This is a genomic window from Streptomyces sp. WZ-12 (assembly GCF_028898845.1).
Classification (GTDB): Bacteria; Actinomycetota; Actinomycetes; order Streptomycetales; family Streptomycetaceae; genus Streptomyces.
In genome coordinates this window covers 1,771,588-1,789,911 of record NZ_CP118574.1, presented here as the reverse complement: position 1 = coordinate 1,789,911, position 18,324 = coordinate 1,771,588, and the positions used below count along the sequence as shown (strand labels likewise).

17 protein-coding genes are annotated in these 18,324 nt (G+C 73.6%); 6 read left to right on the top strand and 11 right to left on the bottom strand.

Annotation, left to right across the window (positions count from 1 at the left end; genetic code table 11):
- Positions 1-2 precede the first annotated feature (2 nt).
- Together PV796_RS42300 and PV796_RS07695 are read right to left on the bottom strand one after the other, a co-directional pair.
- Positions 3-299, bottom strand: a complete 297-nt coding sequence (locus PV796_RS42300) for an SNF2-related protein (RefSeq protein WP_446750570.1) — start codon at positions 297-299, stop codon at positions 3-5.
- Positions 296-2,005: an SNF2 helicase-associated domain-containing protein gene (locus tag PV796_RS07695; protein WP_446750569.1), complete on the bottom strand. Its 1,710-nt coding sequence runs from the start codon at positions 2,003-2,005 to the stop codon at positions 296-298. Before PV796_RS07695 ends, PV796_RS42300 begins: the two co-directional genes overlap by 4 nt.
- 146 nt (positions 2,006-2,151) lie before the next feature.
- On the opposite strand from PV796_RS07695, the gene PV796_RS07690 reads away from it, so the two are divergent.
- Positions 2,152-2,334 carry a hypothetical protein gene (locus PV796_RS07690; RefSeq protein WP_274912171.1) on the top strand — a complete coding sequence of 61 codons (183 nt, stop codon included), beginning with the start codon at positions 2,152-2,154 and terminating at the stop codon, positions 2,332-2,334.
- 50 nt (positions 2,335-2,384) lie between these two features.
- Here PV796_RS07690 and PV796_RS07685 read toward each other — a convergent pair whose 3' ends face one another.
- Positions 2,385-3,170 carry a hypothetical protein gene (locus tag PV796_RS07685; protein WP_274912170.1) on the bottom strand — a complete coding sequence of 262 codons (786 nt, stop codon included), beginning with the start codon at positions 3,168-3,170 and terminating at the stop codon, positions 2,385-2,387.
- Positions 3,171-3,383: 213 nt separating this feature from the next.
- Here PV796_RS07685 and PV796_RS07680 point away from each other — a divergent pair, with 213 nt between their 5' ends.
- Positions 3,384-4,295, top strand: coding sequence for an oxygenase MpaB family protein (locus PV796_RS07680; protein WP_274912169.1), 912 nt, complete (start codon positions 3,384-3,386; stop codon positions 4,293-4,295).
- A gap of 27 nt (positions 4,296-4,322) precedes the next feature.
- Here the strand turns inward: PV796_RS07680 and PV796_RS07675 are convergent, their stop codons facing one another.
- Positions 4,323-4,934 (bottom strand): class I SAM-dependent methyltransferase, encoded by a 612-nt coding sequence (locus PV796_RS07675; protein WP_274912168.1) that lies wholly within the window; start codon positions 4,932-4,934, stop codon positions 4,323-4,325.
- Positions 4,931-6,511, bottom strand: coding sequence for a purine-cytosine permease family protein (locus PV796_RS07670; protein WP_274912167.1), 1,581 nt, complete (start codon positions 6,509-6,511; stop codon positions 4,931-4,933). The genes PV796_RS07675 and PV796_RS07670 overlap by 4 nt, the downstream gene beginning before the upstream one ends.
- Positions 6,512-6,699: 188 nt before the next feature.
- Between PV796_RS07670 and PV796_RS07665 the strand changes: the two genes are divergently transcribed.
- Entirely contained in the window at positions 6,700-7,296 is a 597-nt protein-coding gene (locus PV796_RS07665; RefSeq protein ID WP_274912166.1) for a GTP-binding protein, read from the top strand.
- A gap of 57 nt (positions 7,297-7,353) precedes the next feature.
- Here the strand turns inward: PV796_RS07665 and PV796_RS07660 are convergent, their stop codons facing one another.
- Positions 7,354-7,782: a PPOX class F420-dependent oxidoreductase gene (locus PV796_RS07660; protein ID WP_274912165.1), complete on the bottom strand. Its 429-nt coding sequence runs from the start codon at positions 7,780-7,782 to the stop codon at positions 7,354-7,356.
- A 164-nt stretch (positions 7,783-7,946) separates the two neighbouring features.
- Between PV796_RS07660 and PV796_RS07655 the strand changes: the two genes are divergently transcribed.
- The gene (locus PV796_RS07655; protein WP_274912164.1) at positions 7,947-8,366 is read left to right on the top strand and encodes a roadblock/LC7 domain-containing protein; all 420 of its coding nucleotides are present in this window, start codon (positions 7,947-7,949) and stop codon (positions 8,364-8,366) included.
- 72 nt (positions 8,367-8,438) lie between these two features.
- On the top strand, positions 8,439-9,329 hold the full coding sequence (locus PV796_RS07650; protein ID WP_274912163.1) for a DUF6397 family protein: 891 nt from the start codon (positions 8,439-8,441) through the stop codon (positions 9,327-9,329).
- 132 nt (positions 9,330-9,461) lie between these two features.
- Here PV796_RS07650 and PV796_RS07645 read toward each other — a convergent pair whose 3' ends face one another.
- Genes PV796_RS07645 through PV796_RS07635 form a run of 3 tightly spaced genes read right to left on the bottom strand, consistent with a single transcriptional unit; the run spans position 9,462 to position 13,196 of the window.
- The gene (locus PV796_RS07645; protein WP_274912162.1) at positions 9,462-9,716 is read right to left on the bottom strand and encodes a hypothetical protein; all 255 of its coding nucleotides are present in this window, start codon (positions 9,714-9,716) and stop codon (positions 9,462-9,464) included.
- A gap of 44 nt (positions 9,717-9,760) precedes the next feature.
- Positions 9,761-10,633, bottom strand: coding sequence for an acyl-CoA thioesterase (locus PV796_RS07640; protein ID WP_274912161.1), 873 nt, complete (start codon positions 10,631-10,633; stop codon positions 9,761-9,763).
- Positions 10,634-10,682: 49 nt separating this feature from the next.
- Positions 10,683-13,196, bottom strand: a complete 2,514-nt coding sequence (locus PV796_RS07635; protein ID WP_274912160.1) for a DEAD/DEAH box helicase — start codon at positions 13,194-13,196, stop codon at positions 10,683-10,685.
- 271 nt (positions 13,197-13,467) lie between these two features.
- Between PV796_RS07635 and PV796_RS07630 the strand changes: the two genes are divergently transcribed.
- Positions 13,468-14,259: a metal-dependent hydrolase gene (locus tag PV796_RS07630; RefSeq protein ID WP_274912159.1), complete on the top strand. Its 792-nt coding sequence runs from the start codon at positions 13,468-13,470 to the stop codon at positions 14,257-14,259.
- A 200-nt stretch (positions 14,260-14,459) separates the two neighbouring features.
- Here the strand turns inward: PV796_RS07630 and PV796_RS07625 are convergent, their stop codons facing one another.
- Both PV796_RS07625 and PV796_RS07620 read right to left on the bottom strand, forming a co-directional pair.
- The gene (locus PV796_RS07625; RefSeq protein WP_274912158.1) at positions 14,460-16,244 is read right to left on the bottom strand and encodes an ABC transporter ATP-binding protein; all 1,785 of its coding nucleotides are present in this window, start codon (positions 16,242-16,244) and stop codon (positions 14,460-14,462) included.
- Complete coding sequence (locus PV796_RS07620) at positions 16,241-18,262, bottom strand: ABC transporter transmembrane domain-containing protein (RefSeq protein ID WP_274912157.1); 2,022 nt, start codon at positions 18,260-18,262, stop codon at positions 16,241-16,243. Before PV796_RS07620 ends, PV796_RS07625 begins: the two co-directional genes overlap by 4 nt.
- Positions 18,263-18,324: the final 62 nt, after the last annotated feature.

Below are 18,324 nucleotides of genomic sequence, written 5' to 3'. Positions count from 1 at the left end.
CGTTAGCGACGGTGCCGGGCCCGGTGCCGCGACCGGCGGCGGGGGCGGGGGCGCGGGCAGCGGCGGCGGTGCATCCGGTGCCGCGTATGCCGCGCCGGCCGGGACACCCGCCGCGTCCGCGTCCGTGCGGCCGTCCCCGGCCGCCGTGCCGGCCCGGGACGCGCTGCGTCGCTGGAGCTCGGCCAGCAGCTCCTCGACTCCGGGTCGGCCTGCCGGTGCAGATGCAGGGCGATCAGGGTGAGGGTCTTGCCCAGGCCCATGTCGTCGGCCAGGCAGCCGCCCAGGCCGAGCGAGGTCATCCGGTGCAACCAGTCCAGGCCGCGCACCTGATAGTCGCGCAACGTGGCGGTGAGGCCGGCCGGTTGCCCGATGGACGGCCCCTGTGCCTGCTCCTGGTCGGCCAGCCGGTCGCGCAACTGCGCCAGCCAGCCCGCCGCTTGGACCTCCACCGGCCGGCCGTCCTCGTCCCGGGCGGAACCGGTGAGCGCCGCCCCCAGGACGTCCAACGGGGCGACGGCGCGGTCCTCGCGCTCCCGGGCGGCGCGCACCTGCTCCGGGCCCAACAGGACCCAACGGCCGTGCAGGCGCACCAGGGGCGCCGGGCCTCGGCGAGCCGGTCCAACTCCGCCCGGTCGATATCCCGGTCGCCGACGGCGAACCGCCAACTGAACGACAGCAGCGCCTCGGTGGAGACCAGCGAGGGCACCCCACCGGGCCCGGCACCGTACGCGCCGGCGGCCGGCCCGTCCGGCGGCCCCACCACGGCCCGCGTGGTCAGCGTCCGCGTCAGCTCCGCGGGCCAGTGGACCCGGACGCCGACGGCGGCCAGCGCGCCGGAGGCCGGCCCCAGCAGCTCGGCGACCTCCTCGTCCGCCAGCTCCAGCGCATCGGGTACCGCGGCGCTCAGCAGCGGCGTCAGCGGCTCCCAGGCCCCGGCCGTCCGGCGCAGTGTCAGCAGCGTCTCCGCCCGCGCCCGCGCGCCGAACTCGCGCCCCGCCGGTGCCGTTCCCGCCCACACCTCGGCGGCGTCGGCGACCACGGTGGGGTCGGAGGCGCTGTGCACCTGGACGACGGCGGAGAACGTCGCCCCCGAGGGCGCGGCGCCCGCCCCCTCCGTACCGGGCGCCTCGCCGCCACCCCTTGCCAACGGGCCCGCCGCCCCGCTTCCCGCCCGCACTCGGGGCGTACCCGACGCACCCGTGGGCTCCCCGGTCGCCGGCGCCGCCGGCCGTCCCAGGTCCACGCCGTGCACCTCCACCCGCAGGGAGAGCCGCACCCCCGCGTCGTGCCCGGCGGCCACCTCCGTCGCCCAGGGCCGCAGCTCGGGGAGGCGCTGCGGGGCCGGCGCGGCGAACGCCGGCCCGCCGGCGACGAGTTCGGCGGCGGGCGTACGGGGCAGCCCGTCGGCGACCGCGTCCAGGAAGGCCCGCACCCGGTGCTCCGGTTCCGGCAGCCGCACCGGGGCGGAACCGGGGAGCGGGGTGGCGTGGGCGTGCGGTGGCATCGCGGCGGCCAGCTCACGCAGCCGCGCCATGTCGTCGAGGTCGAGCGGGCCGGCCCGCCAGGCGTCGTGGTCGGTGGGGGACAGACCGGGCAGCAGCCGACCGCGGGCCGCGAGGTGGAGCGCCAGCAGGGCGGCCGCGCCCCAGAAGGCGGCGGCCGGATGGGCGTCGCGGCGGCCCCGTATACGGGTGAGGAGGGGGAGCGCCTCGGCGACCGGGAGCACCAGGGCCGACACGGCACGCACGGCGATGGCGTCGCCGTCTTCGGTCCAGGCGCTGCCCGCCGGCCCCGTGGGCAGCGCGACCGGCAGGTCCTCCAGTACAGGAGCCCGTCCACCGTCCCCAGGGGAGGCGGCCCGTAGGGCGGTGTCCAGGGCACCCTCGCCGTCCGGATGCCAGAAGGCGACCCGTCCGAGCCGCGGCGGGTTGGACGGCAGGAAGACCGCCGCGCAGCGGGAGAGTGCGCAGAGCAGCGAGGGCGTGACGGAGGGGAGGGAACCCACTGGACCGGTACTCCTCAAATTTGACTACTGGCGTGGAGCGGCCGGGAGTACAGCACATTCCGCCCCGTGAGGGAACCTCCGGCGCCGAACCGGCGTTCAATGGAATACGACAGAGCGCGGCACGCGCCGCAGAAAGGGCGTGAAGGATGTCCACACAGGCGAAGGTCGCGATCGGCGGCGTCGCGGTGGGAGTGATCCTGCTGTGGCTGCTGCCCTTCTGGGCGGCCGTCTTGGTCATGGTCGGGATCCCGGCCGCCGCGTATCTGACGCTGGACCCCTCCCAGCGGCGCCGGCTGCGCAGGGCGAGCCGCAAGGAGCTCGGCCGCTGAGTCGACGGGCCCCACCGGGCCGCGGATGAGCGCGGCCCGGGGCGCCGCCGTCAGACGGGGCGGGCCGCCAGTCCGTCCAATGAGGCCAGCAGGCCGGGCAGTTCGGGCCCCCGGCCCACCGGGTGCACCTGGCCCGGCTCGTCGTCCAACAGGACGAGCGCGATGTCGTCGGTGCGGGCCACCATGCTCCACCCCGGGCCGTCGACCCGCAGTGTGCGGGCCCCGCCCGCGGCGAACGACGACCGCACCCGGCCGGGCGGCGGCGGGTCGGCCACATAGCCGCGGGCCTCGGCCAGCACCCGCCGCACGCCCCGGTGACGCTCCTCGCCGGGCTCCGCGAAGGTCACGTCCGCGTCCTCGACCTGGGCGCGCCAGGAGGCCCACTGGAGCGCTATCTCGTCCGCGCCCAGCCGCCGTTGGGCGGGCCCCCAGCCGGCGGCGTCCGGCGGCGCCAGCGGTGCCCGGTCGCCCGTGTGCGGCTCCGGGTCGTGCGGCTGCGGGACCCCGGGGGCCGACACCGCGAGCGCCAGCGGCCAGCCCGGCAGCGCCGCCACCATGCTCTCCTCACTGGGCGACAGGTCGTACTCCATGCCGCAGTCCCAGGCCGCGATCGCGCAGGCCACCAGCGACACGTCCTCGGTGGCCACGGTCCAGCGCGCCCCGGCGCCGTCCTGCCCGAGCAGCAACCCGTAGCCCTCCGCGTACGGTTCGAGACCGAGCCCCGCGCACACCTCGGGATAGTCGTCGCCGAGCACGCTCGGGAACTGCGCGGGCGTGAGCAGCACCGCCGTCAGCACGAACAACTGATCGCCGTCGCCGCTCTCGATCGTGGGCACGCCGGGTCTCCCTCCATCGGGTCCGCACTTCGCCGCGCACCCTAATTGGCCGGGAGCGACCTTGTCACCAGCCGTACGCTGCGACGATGCGACCGGTACCGGGACGCGGGGCCGCCGGCCCGTAGGAGCGGCGGCAACTCGGTCTCCTCCGGGGCGAGGTGTCCTCCGCAGCCCTTACTGTGAGAACTACGGCGACGAAGGGACGGACGACCGGTGCAGCGCTTCGACTGGCTCAAGGAGATCCAACGGCTCGACCCCGAGCGCGACTTCTTACGGATCCACCGCATCACCTACGCCCACGAGTTCCCCTGGGACATCACCAGGGCCCTGGAGTTGGCGCTCTACCGCACCTACGCGGTGCCGAGCATCGGGCGGTTGCTCGCCGAGACCGCAGAGCTCACGGACCGCACGCAAAAGCGGTACGACGACACCGCGTTGCTCCTGGACACCGTCATCGAGCACGGCTTCGAGACCGGCGACGGCCGGACCGCGATCCGCCGCATCAACCAGATGCACCGCAGCTACGACATCAGCAACGAGGACATGCGCTATGTGCTGTGCACCTTCGTGGCGGTCCCGATCCGCTGGATCGAGCGGTACGGCTGGCGGCGGCTGAGCGAACACGAGAAGCGCGCCATCGCCGCGTACTACCGCACCCTCGGCCGCCACATGGGGATCAGCGACATCCCGGAGACCTACCAGGAGTTCGAGAGCTGCCTGGACGCCTACGAGGAGGCCCACTTCGGGTGGGACCCCGGTGCCCGCCGGGTGGCCGACGCCTCCCTGGATCTGATGGCGGGCTGGTACGGCCCGCTCGCCCCCGCGGTGCGCGGCGCCAGCAAGGCCCTCCTGGACGACACTCTGCTGGACGCCTTCCGCTACGACCGGCCCCGGCCCGCCGTGCGGACGGTGGTGCAGACGGCCCTGAAGCTGCGCGCCAAGGCCGTGCGGCTGCTGCCGCCGCGTCGCACGCCCCACTACGCCCGCCAGAACCCCGAGATCAAGGGCTACCCGAACGGCTACCGGGTCGCCGAACTCGGGACCTTCCCCAAGTCCCGTGGGCTCGGCGGCTGTCCCGTTCACCCCGTCGGCGACGCTGCCGCCCAGGAGGACCCGGCGTCCTGAGGCGCGCGGCGGTCCGCCAGGGGCGCGTCATCCCCGCCGGACCGCCAGTGCCAGATAGCGGCTGTCCTCGTCGGTGTACTGGCGAAGCTCCCAGCCACTGCTGGCCAGGAGGGGCCGCAGTCGGGGTTCGGCGCGCAGGTCGTCGGGGGTGAGCGGGCGCCCCTTGCGGGCGGCGAGGGCGGCCCGCCCGATGGGGTGGAAGAGCGCCAGCCGCCCACCGGGGCGCACCACTCTGGCGAGTTCGGCCAGCCCGCCCGCGGAGTCGGACAGATGGGAGATCAGCCCGGCGGCGAACACGGCGTCCAACGTCGCGGACGGGAGGGGGAGTCGGGCCACATCGGCGAGCAACAGGCCCGCGCAGGCGCCTCGTCCGGCCCGCACGGCGGCCGCCAGCATCTCCGGGGTGAGATCCGCGCCCAGCACCGTCCCGTGCGGCCCCACGGCCGCTCTGAGGGCCGGCAGGGCGCGTCCGGTGCCGCAGCCGGCGTCCAGCACCCGCTGGCCCGGTCGGAGGCCCAACTCGGCCACGCCGGCGGCGTAAGCGGGGCCGTCGTCGGGGAACTTGGCGTCCCAGCCGGCGGCGCGGACGCCGAAGAACGCGCGGACGTCGTGCGGATGGCTGCTGTGCGGGCCGGTCATCGGTCTCCTTCGGGTGCTGCGGTACGGGCCAGAGGTGCGGTGAGGGCGTAGAGGGCGCCCGCGACGAGCAGCGCGGCCACCACGCCGAGGTTCATGGCGCCCAGCGTGCCGTGCGCGGCGCCGTCGCCCAGCAGAAAGCCGGTGGCGCGGGCGAGGTTGGGGTCGGCGGAGGTGATAAGGCCGAGCCCGACGGCGGTGGCCACGGTGAGCGAGAGGAGCGCGGGCCACCTGACGGCGGGTGCCGCGGCCAGTCCGGTACCGGAGCGGCGGGCGCGCCACCGCTCCACCAGGAAGATCGCCGTCCACGCGGCCATCGCCACCCCGACCACCGACAGGAACGCCTGGAACGTGGCGAAGAAACTGGGCGAGACGAACAGCACGTACCAGCCGCCGGCGGCCATCAACGCCCCGTCCACCAGCACCGCGAGGTGCCGGCGGACGGGCACCCCGAGGGCCAGCAGTGACATCCCCGAACTGTAGATGTCCATGATCGCCCCGGAGGCGAACCCCCCGATGGCGGTGAGCAGATAGGGCACCAGGAACCAGGTCGGCAGCGTGGCCGCCAGCGCGCCCACCGGGTCGGCGGCGGCCGCGGCGGCCAGCGTGGGGTCGCCGGCGTTCAGCAGCACCCCGAAGACCAGCAGCACCACCGGGGCCAGCACCCCGCCCAGCGTCGTCCAGCCGGCAACAGCCCGGGCGCTGCTGTCCCGCGGCAGGTAACGGCTGTAGTCCGCGGCACAGTTGACCCACCCCAGCCCCAACAGGGTCATCGCGAAGACCACGCCCCCGATGGCGGTGCCGAGAGTGGCCGGCCGGCCCGCCCCGAGGGCGGAGAGGTGGATCCGGTCCGCCATCAGCGCCAGGTAGGCCGCGGTCATCGCGGTGATGGCGGCGGTCAGGTACTTCTGCACCTTCATGATCAGCGCGTGCCCGTAGACGCCGACGACCACCACCGTCACGGCGGTCACGGCGAAGCACAGGGCCTGGGCCCCGGTGGTGGGCGTCCGCCCGTCCGCCCGCGCGAAGACCGCCGGCGCAACGCGCGCCAGGATGGTGGCGCCGCCCAGGGAGGAGAGCGCGACCAGGACCGTCTCCCAGCCGACGTTGGAGACGTAACTGAACACGGTGGGCAGCGCGTTGCCCCGACGGCCGAAGACGGTCCGCCCGATGGCCATGGTGGGCGCGCCGGTTCGCGTCCCGGCCACCGACACCAGGCCCACCAGGAGGAACGACAGCACATAGCCCACCGTCCCGGTGACCACCGCCTGCCAGGTATTGAGGCCGAGGCCCATGACGTAGATCCCGTAGGCGATGCCGAGCAGGGACAGTCCGGAGGCGGCCCAGGGCCAGAACAACGCGCGGGGCGCGCCGTGCCGTTCGGCGTCCGGCACCGGGTCGATGCCGTTGCGTTCCACGGTCGCCGCCGAGGGGGTGGCCCCGGCGGCCGTCGGGCGCCGCTCCGGCGACCGCGCTGCCCGCTGCTGCGTCATGCGCACATGATTCCCCATGGCCGGCGCGGGCAGGGAACGCCCGTACGACAACTCCGGCCCGAGGCGGCCGCGGTCCACGGTGGGCATGGCCGAATGCCAGCGCACCGTACGGGCCGGCACCGGCTTTCCCGAATCCGAGGACATCCCGATCAGCGGGAGGTACGGTCCTCGCCATGGTTCCGGACGGCACGCGGTGCCGCAGCCGGCCCCATCGCTGTGCCCTGGATCCGCACACCCGCGCCGCGCGGGACCTCGCACCTTGGAGGAGACGGCCGATGAACGCCGTGCAAGGGCCCCCGGAGGACACGCCCCCACCCCCTGCCCCCGATATGGCCCTGAAGGTCTTGGTGGCGGGTGGTTTCGGCGTGGGCAAGACGACTCTGGTGGGCGCGGTGAGCGAGATCCGGCCGCTGCGCACCGAGGAGCAACTCAGCGAGGCGGGACGGGTGGTCGACGACGCCGGGGGAGTGGTGGGCAAGACCAGCACCACCGTGGCGATGGATTTCGGCCGCATCACCATACGGGCGGGGCTCTCCCTGTATCTCTTCGGCACCCCGGGCCAGGACCGCTTCTGGTTCCTGTGGGACGACCTCTCCGAGGGGGCGCTGGGCGCGGTGGTACTGGCCGACACCCGGCGGCTGCCGGACTGCTTCCCGGCCGTGGACTACTTCGAGCGCCGCGACCTGCCGTTCGTGGTGGCCGTCAACTGCTTCCCGGGGGCCGGCTCTTACGGGGCCGACGAGGTCTCCCGCGCCCTGGACCTGGGCCGTGGGACGCCTGTTGTGTTGTGCGACGCCCGGGACCGCGACTCGGGCAAGGAGGTGCTGGTCCGGCTGGTCGAGCACGCCGGGCGGAGGCACTCCGTCCGGTAGGTGGGACCGGCGGGCTGACCGGCACCGGGCGCGGGCGCCGGCCAGCGGGCCCGTTCCTCAGTCCGCGACCCCGGCGAGCGCCACCGCCTTGTCGATCCGGACCCGCACCACCAGTTCGCCCGGGACGCCGTTGCGGGCCCCGTACTCCTCCGCGCGCTCCTCGCCCACGTAGCGCGCCGCGATCCGGGTCGCCCAGTGCCGCACGTCCGACAGCTCGTCGCCCAGCTCCGCCGTTCCCTGCACGACCACGAACGAGAACGGCGGCCGCTCGTCGTCGACGCACAGCGCCACCCTGCCGTCGCGGGCCAGATTGCGGCCCTTGACCGTGTCCCGACCGGTGTTGAACACCAGCTCGTCGCCGTCCATGAGGAACCACACCGGGGCGATGTGCGGACTGCCGTCGGCCCGCACCGTCGAGAGTTTTCCGGTTCGGGTGCCCTCGGAAAGGAACGCCCGCCACTCATCCTTCGTCATCCTGTGTGCCATGCCGCCATCCTCGCCGTCGGCACGATCAGCACCGCACGTGGCGCGCCGCTGCGGGGCCGCTTGCCGAGACGGCGGAGGTGGGACAGGCTGGCACGGCGGCCCGCCGACGGGCCGCGAACTGCCGTCCGGCCAGACCGCGGACGGGGATACGGGGAGGGAGCGGCATGGCACTGAGCAGCGGACTCGACTGGCTGCTGGACGACCTGACCAAGCGGGTCGAGTTGGTGCGGCACGCGTTGGTGCTGTCCAACGACGGGCTGGTGACCGGCGCGAGCCAGGAGCTGGCGGGGGCGGACGCCGAGCACCTCGCCGCGGTCGCCTCCGGACTGCACAGCCTCGCGAAGGGATCCGCGCTGCACTTCGGCGTCGGTCGGGTGCGGCAGACGATGATCGAGTATGACGACGGGGTGTTGTTCGTGACGGCGGCGGGGGACGGCAGTTGTCTGTGCGTGCTGGCCGGCGCCGACGCCGACATGGGCCAGATCGCCTACGAGATGACGCTGTTGGTCAACCGGGTCGGGGAGCACCTGGGCGTCGCGGCCCGCCGGCCGGAGAGTTATCCACAGGCCCGAAGCAAGCATTGACGCGCTGTCACCGCCAGCGGCTAACGTCGTAACCGTCAGTGAACGACGAACGAGTCGCAGGGGGAAACCACCATGACGGTGACAGTGATGTGCGACGGGCAGCAGACGCTCTCGACGGGGCGCGCCGCCCAGGAACTCCAGTTGCGGACCGGCGAGTTCGAGCTCGCCATCCAGCTCGGGGAGGTCCGTACGGTCCCGGCCGGGTTCGACGGCCGGCAGGGAAGCGGGGGGCCGCCCGGCCGGCGCCGGGTGCCGGCGGAGGAGGTCGCCCGCCTCCAGATCGAGCCGGGCTTTCCCGAGGCGCTCCGCAGTCGCCTCCGTACGGTCACCACCCATGAGGCGGCCGCACTGATGGGCGTCGGCCCCGGCCGGGCGCTGCGGCTCACCCGCGCCGGCTGCGTGGGCCCGGTCCGCTTCTATGTGAACCGCTTCGGTGCCGTGGTCTGGCTCTATCTCGCCGCGGAGATCGCGGAGTTCGCCGACCGGGAGCCGGAGCTGCTGCGGGGCAACACCCCGATCGCGATGCGGGTGATGCTCACCAGCGGGCAGGACTGGCGGGCCCGTCAGTGGCGCAGCCGCCGGGTCGCCCAACTCATGGGCCGGACCGACGATCCATGGGAGTCGGCGGCGGTGATCGCCGCCGTCCTGCCGCCGGAGGAACTGGCGTCGGTGGCCGAGGACGCGCTGGAGCGCGCCGTGCTCCGCCGGCTCCGGCCCGCCCTCGCCTCCGCGATCACGGCCACCCCGGCGGCCCGGGAGTCCTTCGAACGGGTCCTGGTGGCGGAGGAGTTCGACGAGGTGCTGTGGTACCGCGTCAATCTCTCCCGCGCCCTGGAAACCGCCCGCCGGGAGGACCCGGGCCGGGCCCGCCCCGCGGCCGCCCAGCGCACCGGCCGGCCACCGAGCCTGCGGAACGCCCCCACGTGGCCGGCCGGCGCCAGAAACCTCACCGTGCGGGGCTAGGCCGCGTCTGACGGATCTCCGCGGCGTCGCGACGCCTGGCGCGCCCGCTGGCGGCACGCGATCCGGCCGCCGTGGGCGGGGACGTGACGGCTGCACCGGCGCGGGCGATGGGCCAGGAGGCGTCGCCCACCGTCACCGGTGGGGTTGCCCGGCGTCCCTCTCGTCCGACGGCTCCGACAGCACGGCCCGGGCGATCGTCGACAGGGTCACGGTGCGCTCCGCGCCGATGACCAACCAGCCCTTGTCGAGCAGGGACTGCAGCAACGGGCGGGCCTCGTCGCCCAGTTCGTCGGCCAGTTCGTCATCCGTCGGGGGCGCGCCGGCCCGCAGTCGGACGGCGATCTGGCGGACGACGGCCTGCTCAGCCGCGGTGAGGGTGAAGTCCACGAGTCGAGCGTAGGACTTCGGCGCCGCTCGCCGTGCGGGCCCCGTCAGTCGCCCAAGGTGCGGAAGAGCCCCTCCTGGACGACGGAGACCAGCAGGCGGCCGGCGCGGTCGTAGATGCGGCCGCGCGCCAGGCCCCGGCCGCCGGTGGCGATTGGGGACTCCTGGTCGTAGAGGAACCACTCGTCCGCGCGGAACGGGCGGTGGAACCACATCGCGTGATCGAGGGAGGCCATGTCGAAGCCGCGCGGGCCCCACAGGGGTTCGATCGGGATGCGGACCGCGTCCAGCAACGTCATATCGCTGGCGTAGGTCAGCGCGCAGGTGTGCACCAACGGGTCATCGCCCAGCGGCCCGACGGCGCGCATCCAGACCGCGCTGCGCGGCTCCGCGCCCTCGATCTCCTCCGGCGTCCAGCGCAACCGGTCGACGTACCGGATGTCGAACGGCTGTCGGCGCGCCATCCGCTCCAGCGCCTCGGGCAGACCGCCCAGGTGCGCGCGGACCTCTTCCGCGACGTTGGGCAGTTCCTCCGGGTCGGGCAGCGCCCGGTGCATCGGCAGTTGGTGTTCGAAGCCGGGTTCCGGCTTGTGGAAGGAGGCGGTCAGATTGAAGATCGTGCGTCCCTGCTGGACGGCGACGACCCGACGGGTGGTGAACGACCGCCCGTCCCGGACCCGTTCGACCTGGTACACGATCGGCACCCCCGGCCGGCCCGGCCGGAGGAAGTACGCGTGCAGCGAGTGGACCGGGCGGTCTCCGTCCGTCGTCCGCCCGGCGGCCACCAGCGCCTGGCCGGCGACCTGTCCGCCGAAGACCCGCTGGAGGCTCTCCTGGGGGCTGCGGCCCCGGAAGATGTTCACCTCGATCTGTTCGAGGTCCAGCAGATCGACCAGTTTCTCGGCCGGATTCGTCGTCACCGGTGGCCCTCCGTCGTCTTCCCCGGCGGCCTCGGTCGAGGCCGCCGCCTCACAACTGCCCCACCTCGGCGACCCGCACGACGGCGCGGCCCTCCTCGTCGGAGGCGGCCAGGTCCACCTCGGCCGAGATGCCCCAGTCGTGGTCACCGTTCGGGTCGGCGAAAGTCTGCCGCACCCTCCACAGCCCGTGCTCGGCATCCTCCTCGATCTGCAGGAGCTTGGGGCCGCGGGCGTCCGGGCCGGTGCCCAGGTCCTCGTACTCGTCCCAGTAGGCGTCCATCGCCTCGCCCCAGGCGTCGGCGTCCCAGCCGGACTCGCCGTCCATCTCGCCGAGTTCCTCGACCTTGTCCAGCGCCGCCAGCTCCACCCGCCGGAACATCGCGTTGCGGACCAGCACGCGAAACGCCCGGGCGTTGGCGGTGACCGGCCGGACCTGGTCGGCGCGCTCGGCCGCCTGCTCCGCCGTCTCCACTTCCGGGTTGGCCAACTGCTCCCACTCGTCCAGCAGGCTGGAGTCGACCTGCCGGACCATCTCGCCGAGCCAGGCCACGATGTCCTGGAAGTCCTCCGACTTCAGGTCGTCGGGCACGGTGTGGTCCAGCGCCTTGTACGCGCTGGCGAGGTAGCGCAGCACGATGCCCTCGGTGCGCGCCAGCTCGTAGAAGGAGGTGAACTCCGTGAAGGTCATGGCGCGTTCGTACATGTCGCGGATGACCGACTTCGGCGACAGCGGGTGGTCGCCGACCCACGGGTGGCTCTTGCGGTAGAGGCCGTAGGCGTGCGACAGCACCTCGTCCAGCGGCTTGGGGTACTCGACGTCCATGAGGCGCTCCATGCGCTCCTCGTACTCGACGCCGTCGGCCTTCATCTGCGCGACCGCCTCGCCGCGCGCCTTGTTCTGCTGTGCGGCCAGGATCTGCCGGGGGTCGTCCAGCGTCGACTCCACCACCGAGACCATGTCCAGGGCGTAGGAGGGGGATTCGGGGTCGAGCAGGTCGAAGGCGGCCAGCGCGAACGTCGACAGCGGCTGGTTGAGCGCGAAGTCCTGCTGGAGGTCCACGGTGAGCCGGACGATCCGGCCCTCCGCGTCCGGCTCCGGGAGCCGTTCGACGATGCCGCCGTCCACGAGGGAGCGGTAGATCGCGATCGCGCGGCGGATGTGGCGCAGTTGGTTCCGGCGCGGCTCGTGGTTGTCCTCCAACAGCCGCCGCATCGCCTCGAAGGCATTGCCCGGCCGGGCGATCACCGACAGCAGCATCGCGTGCGTCACCCGGAAACGGGACGTGAGCGGCTCCGGATCGGAGGCGATCAGCTTCTCGAAGGTGTTCTCGTTCCAGTTGACGAAGCCCTCCGGCGCCTTCTTGCGGACCACCTTGCGGCGCTTCTTCGGATCGTCGCCCGCCTTGGCCAGCGCCTTCTCGTTCTCCACCACGTGCTCGGGCGCCTGCGCCACCACGAAGCCGGCGGTGTCGAAGCCGGCCCGCCCGGCGCGGCCCGCGATCTGGTGGAACTCCCGCGCCCGCAGCGTCCGCACCCGCGTCCCGTCGTACTTGGTCAGCGCGGTGAACAGCACGGTGCGGATGGGGACGTTGACGCCCACGCCAAGGGTGTCGGTGCCGCAGATCACCTTCAGCAGCCCCGCCTGCGCCAGCTTCTCCACCAGCCGTCGGTACTTCGGCAGCATGCCCGCGTGGTGCACGCCGATGCCGTGCCGGACGTACCGCGAGAGGTTCCGCCCGAACTTGGTGGTGAACCGGAAGTTCCCGATCAGCTTGGCGATCTCGTCCTTCTCGGCGCGGGTGCACATGTTGATGCTCATCAGCGCCTGCGCCCGCTCCACGGCGGCGGCCTGGGTGAAGTGCACGATGTAGACCGGCGACTGGCGGGTCTCCAGCAGCTCGGTCAGCGTCTCCGTCATCGCCGTGGTGCGGTACTCGTACGACAGCGGCACGGGGCGGGTCGCGGAGCGGACCACCGACGTGGGCCGGCCGGTGCGCCGGGTCAGGTCCTCCTCGAAGCGCGACATGTCGCCGAGCGTCGCCGACATCAGCACGAACTGCGCCTGCGGCAGCTCCAGCAGCGGGATCTGCCAGGCCCAGCCGCGGTCCGGTTCGGCGTAGAAGTGGAACTCGTCCATCACGACCTGGCCGATGTCGGCGTGCTTGCCGTCACGCAGCGCGATCGAGGCGAGCACCTCGGCGGTGCAGCAGATCACCGGGGCGTCGGAGTTGACGGAGGCGTCGCCGGTGAGCATCCCGACGTTCTCGGTGCCGAACAGCTTGCACAGGTCGAAGAACTTCTCCGAGACCAGCGCCTTGATCGGCGCGGTGTAGAAGGTGACCTGGTCGCTTGCGAGGGCGGTGAAGTGCGCGCCGGCGGCCACCAGGCTCTTGCCGGAGCCGGTGGGGGTGGAGAGCACGACGTTCGCCCCCGAGACCACTTCGATCAGCGCCTCCTCCTGGGCAGGGTAGAGCGCGATGCCCTGCTGTTCGGCCCAGCCCGAAAAGGCTTCGAAGAGGGCGTCGGGGTCGGCGGTGTTCGGCAGATGATCGATGAGGGTCACGCCCCCCATACTGCCTGCCCGGCACCCGGATCCGGGAACCGGTGCTCCGGATGGAGATCAACCGGAGACCAACGACGGTCGGGGGAGGCTGTCCTGTGCCCCGGTGTACGAGGGGGCGCACACCCCGCGCACGGCCGCGTGCGGACCGTGTCCGACCCTGCCGTCGGTGCCGGCGGGCCGGTGCACCCGCTCCTCGGACGGAGATCGTTTGACGCTACGCTGAGTTGCCGACCGGGCGTCAGAAGCGCAGAACAAGGGGTGGGGAACAACCATGATGGGACCGGCGCACTCGCTGTCGGGAGCCGCGGCCTGGCTGGGGGTGGGAGCGGCGGCCTACGGCGCAGGGCATCCGATGCCCTGGCCGGTCTTGGTCAGTGGTGCGCTGATCTGTGCCGGGGCCGCGCTCGCTCCGGACCTCGACCACAAGGCGGCCACCATCTCGCGCGCCTTCGGGCCGCTGTCGCGGTGGCTGTGCGAAGTGGTCGACGCCCTCTCGCACGCTGTTTACAAGGCGACCAAGATGCGCGGCGACGCGAACCGTTCCGGCGGGCACCGGACGCTGACCCACACCTGGCTGTGGGCGGTGCTGGTCGGTGGTGGCATGTCGCTGCTGGCCACGGAGGGTGGCCGCTGGGCGGTGCTCGGCATCCTCTTCGTGCACATGGTGCTCGCCATCGAAGGGCTGCTGTGGCGGGTGGCGCGGGTCTCCAGCGACGTGCTGGTGTGGCTGCTCGGCGCCACGACGGCCTGGATCCTGGCGCAGGTGATGGACGAGCCGGGCAACGGCGCGAACTGGCTGTTCGCCGGGCCGGGCCAGGAGTACCTCTGGCTGGGCCTGCCGATCATGTTGGGCGCGCTGGTGCACGACATCGGCGACGCGCTGACCGTCTCGGGCTGCCCGATCCTGTGGCCGATCCCGATAGGCCGGAAGCGGTGGTACCCGCTGGGCACACCCAAGCCGATGCGGTTCCGGGCCGGGAGCTGGGTGGAGATCAAGGTGCTGATGCCGGTGTTCATGCTGCTGGGCGGCATAGGGGCGTTGGGGGCCCTGGGCTACGTCTGATCCGCCGCGCCGGCTCGCGGATGCGGGGCGGAGCACGGGCGGTCCGGCTCGGCGTATCGACGGTCCGTTCCGGTGCGTCGGGGATGCCTCTGGGACTGTCGGGGGCGCGTCGCGCCGGGGCGGCCCGGTGTGTCACGGCGCAGCGGCGCGCGGGTGGCGCACCGCCGCATGTCGGGGCGCCACCCTGCGTCGTCCGCGGCTCAGCCGTGCCAGGAGCTCCACAGCGCCGCGTATGCGCCGCCGGCCGCGACCAGTTCGCGGTGGCTGCCCAGTTCGCTGATCCGGCCGTCCTCGACGACCGCGATGACATCGGCGTCGTGTGCGGTGTGCAGCCGGTGGGCGATGGCCACCACCGTGCGTCCGTCGAGGACCTTGCCCAGGGACCGCTCCAACTGGCGGGCGGCCCGCGGGTCCAGCAGCGACGTCGCCTCGTCCAGGACCAGGGTGTGCGGGTCGGCCAGCACCAGGCGGGCCAGCGCGATCTGTTGGGCCTGGGCCGGGGTCAGTGCCGCGCCGCCGGAGCCCACCTCGGCGTCCAGGCCGCCGGGCAGCGCGCCGGCCCAGGCGTCCGCGTCCACCGCGCCCAGCGCCGCCCAGAGTTCGGCGTCGGCCGCGTCCGTGCGGGCCAGCAGCAGGTTGTCCCGGAGCGTCCCGACGAAGACGTGGTGCTCCTGGTTGACCAGGGCGACGTGTTCCCGGACGCGCTCGGTCGGCATCGTGGACAGCTCCGTGCCGCCCAAAGACACCGAGCCGGCCCGCGGCCCGTAGATGCCGGCCAACAGCCGGCCCAGGGTGGACTTTCCGGCGCCCGACGGGCCGACCAGCGCCACCCTGCTGCCCGGCCGGACGCGCAGGGACACCTCGCGCAGCACGTCGACGCCGGCGCGGTAGCCGAAGGTGACGTCCTCGGCGCGCACCTCCCGGCCGTCGGGCGCCGCCGAGGCGTCGGCCGCCTCCGGTTCGATCTCCCGGACGCCGACGAGCCGGGCGATCGACACCTGGGCCACCTGGAGTTCGTCGTACCAGCGCAGCACGAGGTTGACTGGTTCGGTCAGCATCTGGGCCAGCAGCGCGCCGGTCGTCAACTGCCCCGGGGTGAGCCAGCCGCGCAGCACGAAGGCCCCACCGAGCACCACGACCGCACCGAGGACCAGTACGTGGGTGACGTTGATGACCGGGAAGAGGACCGAGCGCAGGGAGAGGGTGTAGCGCTCCCACTGGGTCCAGGTGCGGATCCGGCGCTCGGACAGGGCGATCCGGCGGGCGCCCATCCGGTGCGCCTCGATGGTGCGGCCGGCGTCCACGGACTCGGTGAGGACGGCGGAGACCGCGGCGTAGCCGGCGGCCTCGGAGCGGTAGGCGGCGGGCGCGCGCTTGAAGTACCAGCGGCAGCCCACGCACAGCACCGGCAGCGCGATCAGCACGGACAGCGCGAGCGGCGGGGCGGTGACGGTGAGCCCGCCGATCAGCAGCCCGATCCACACCACGCCGATCGACAGTTGCGGCACGGCCTCCCGCATCGCCTCGGCGAGCCGGTCGATGTCGGTGGTGATCCGGGACAGCAGGTCGCCGGTGCCGGCCCGCTCCAGTACGCCCGGCGGCAGCGCCACCGACCGGACCAGGAAGTCCTCGCGCAGGTCCGCCAACATCCGCTCGCCGAGCATCGCACCGCGCAGCCGCACCATCCGGACGAAGACCGTCTGGACGATCAGCGCGAGGGCGAACAGGCCGATGGTGCGGCCGAGTTGGATCTGTCCGCCGCGGCCCGCCGACAGGTCCTCGACCAGCCCGCCGAGGAGGTAGGGCCCGACCATCGAGGCGATCACGGCGACGGCGTTGACGGTGACCAGCACGGTGAACGGCCCGCGGTGCCGGCGGATCAGCTCGCCGACATAGGCGCGGACCGTCGCCGGCGAGCCGACCGGCAGGGTGGCGGCGGTCGGTGGCGTGCCGGCGTCCTGCTCCGGCGGGGCCAGGCCGATCATGCGGTCTCCTCGATGGTGGGTTCGGCGCGGGGCGCCGACGCGACGGGGGCGGGGTCGGGTTCGCGGGTGACGACGGCGCGGTATTCGGGGTGGGTGACGAGCAGTTCGCGGTGCGGGGCCTCGCCGGCGACCTTGCCGCCCTGGACGAACACCACCTGGTCGGCGCGGTCCAGGAGCAGCGGGCTGGAGGTGAGGACCACGGTCGTGCGGCCCGTCCTGATATCCCGCAGACCGTCCGCGACCCGGGCCTCGGTGTGGGCGTCGACCGCGCTGGTCGGCTCGTCCAGCACCAGCACCTCGGGGTCGGCGACCAGCGAGCGGGCCAGGGCCAGGCGCTGGCGCTGGCCGCCGGAGAGCGACCGGCCGCGTTCGGTGAGGCGGCTGCGCATCGGGTCGGCGCGGTCGTCGGCGGACGCCCGGGCCAACGCGGCCAGTACATCGGCGCAGTGGGCCGCGTCGAGCGCCGCGGTGGCGGTCACCCGGCCGGACGCCGGGACGTCGAGGAGTTCCCCGAGCGTCCCGGAGAGCAGTACCGGGTCCTTGTCCTGGACGAGCACCGCGGCCCGGGCGGTGTCGCGGGGGAGGTCGTCCAGCGGGGTGCCGCCGAGCGCGACGGAGGGCGAACTGTCCCGTTCTACGGGGGAGTTGACGGTGTCGAGGCGGGCCGGGTCGTGGTGGTCCGGGACGGTCTGGTCCGTGTCGCGTCGGCCTGCTCCGTGGCGCGGCGGGGTCGGTTCGCCGGCCGTTGGAGCGGGGTTCGTGGCTGCGACGGCGTCAGCCTCGGCCTCGATGCCGGCCTCGACGTCAGTGCCGGTGTCGGCGCCGAGGTCAGGAGGGAGATCCGGGCGCGGGGGCGGGGCGGTGTGCAGCGGGTGGCCGCCGAGCCGGTCGGCGAGCCGGCCGGCGGCGTCCGGGTCGCCGCAGACCACGGCGGTCAACTGCCCGGCCCGGGCGGTCAGTCCGCTCACCGGGTCGTGCAGGTCGCCGGTGGGCGGCTCCGCGGCGGTCAGCCGGCCCTCCACCGGCCGGCTCAGCGCCAGCACGCGGGCCGTGCGTCCCGCCGAGGGGAGGGAGAACGACCAGGACATCGTGACCTCTTCGAAGTGGCGCAGCGGGTACAGCAGGAAGGACACCGCGCCGTAGACGGTGACGAGTTCGCCGATGGCGATGCTGCCGTCGAGCGCGAGGCGGACGCCGTACCAGACCACCGCGATCAGCAACAGGCCCGGCAGCGCGACCTGGACGGCCGAGATCAGCGACCACATGCGGGCGCTGCGGACGGCGGCCCGGCGGACCTCCTGGGAGGCGTCGCGGTAGCGGCCGAGGAAGAGGTCCTCGCCGCCGATGCCGCGCAGCACCCGGAGTCCGGCGACGGTGTCGGAGGCGAGTTCGGTGGCCCGCCCGGCCTTGTCGCGCTGGTCGTCGGCCCGGCGGGTGGCCGGCGGCAGCAGCGGCAGCACGGCCAGTGCCAGGACGGGCGTGCCGAGGGCGACGATGAGGCCGAGTGTGGGCTGGTAGCCGACGAGCGCCAGGCAGACGCCGACCGAGGCCACCAGCGCCGCGGTGAACCGCGAGAGCGCCTCGACGAACCAGCCGATGCGCTCCAGGTCACCGGTGCTGACGGCCACGATCTCGCCGGCGGCCACCCGTCGGGTCATCGCCCCGCCCAGCTCCGCGGTCTTGCGGCTGAGCAGTTGCTGCATCCGGGCCACCGTGACGATCCAGTTGGTCACGGACGCGCGGTGCAGCATGATGTCGCTGACCGCGACCGCGGTGCCGAGCAGCGCCAACACCCCGCCCGCCAGCACCAGTCGGGAGCCGCGGCCGTCGACCGCGGCCTGTACGGCCAGGCCCACCGGCAGCGGGAAGGCGGCCAGCGAACCCATGTGCACCAGCCCCCAGAAGAGGGCCTTGAGCAACCCGCCGCGCTGTTGCCGGCACAGCCAGGCGAGGAATCGGCCGCCGCTGCGGACGTCCGGGACGCCGGGGTCGGGATGGGGTAGGTCACGAATGCGCATGATGTCCAAGGGAGTTGTCGCGGTGGTCGAGGGGCGGGCCGCGTGCGTGCTGCGGCTGGTGC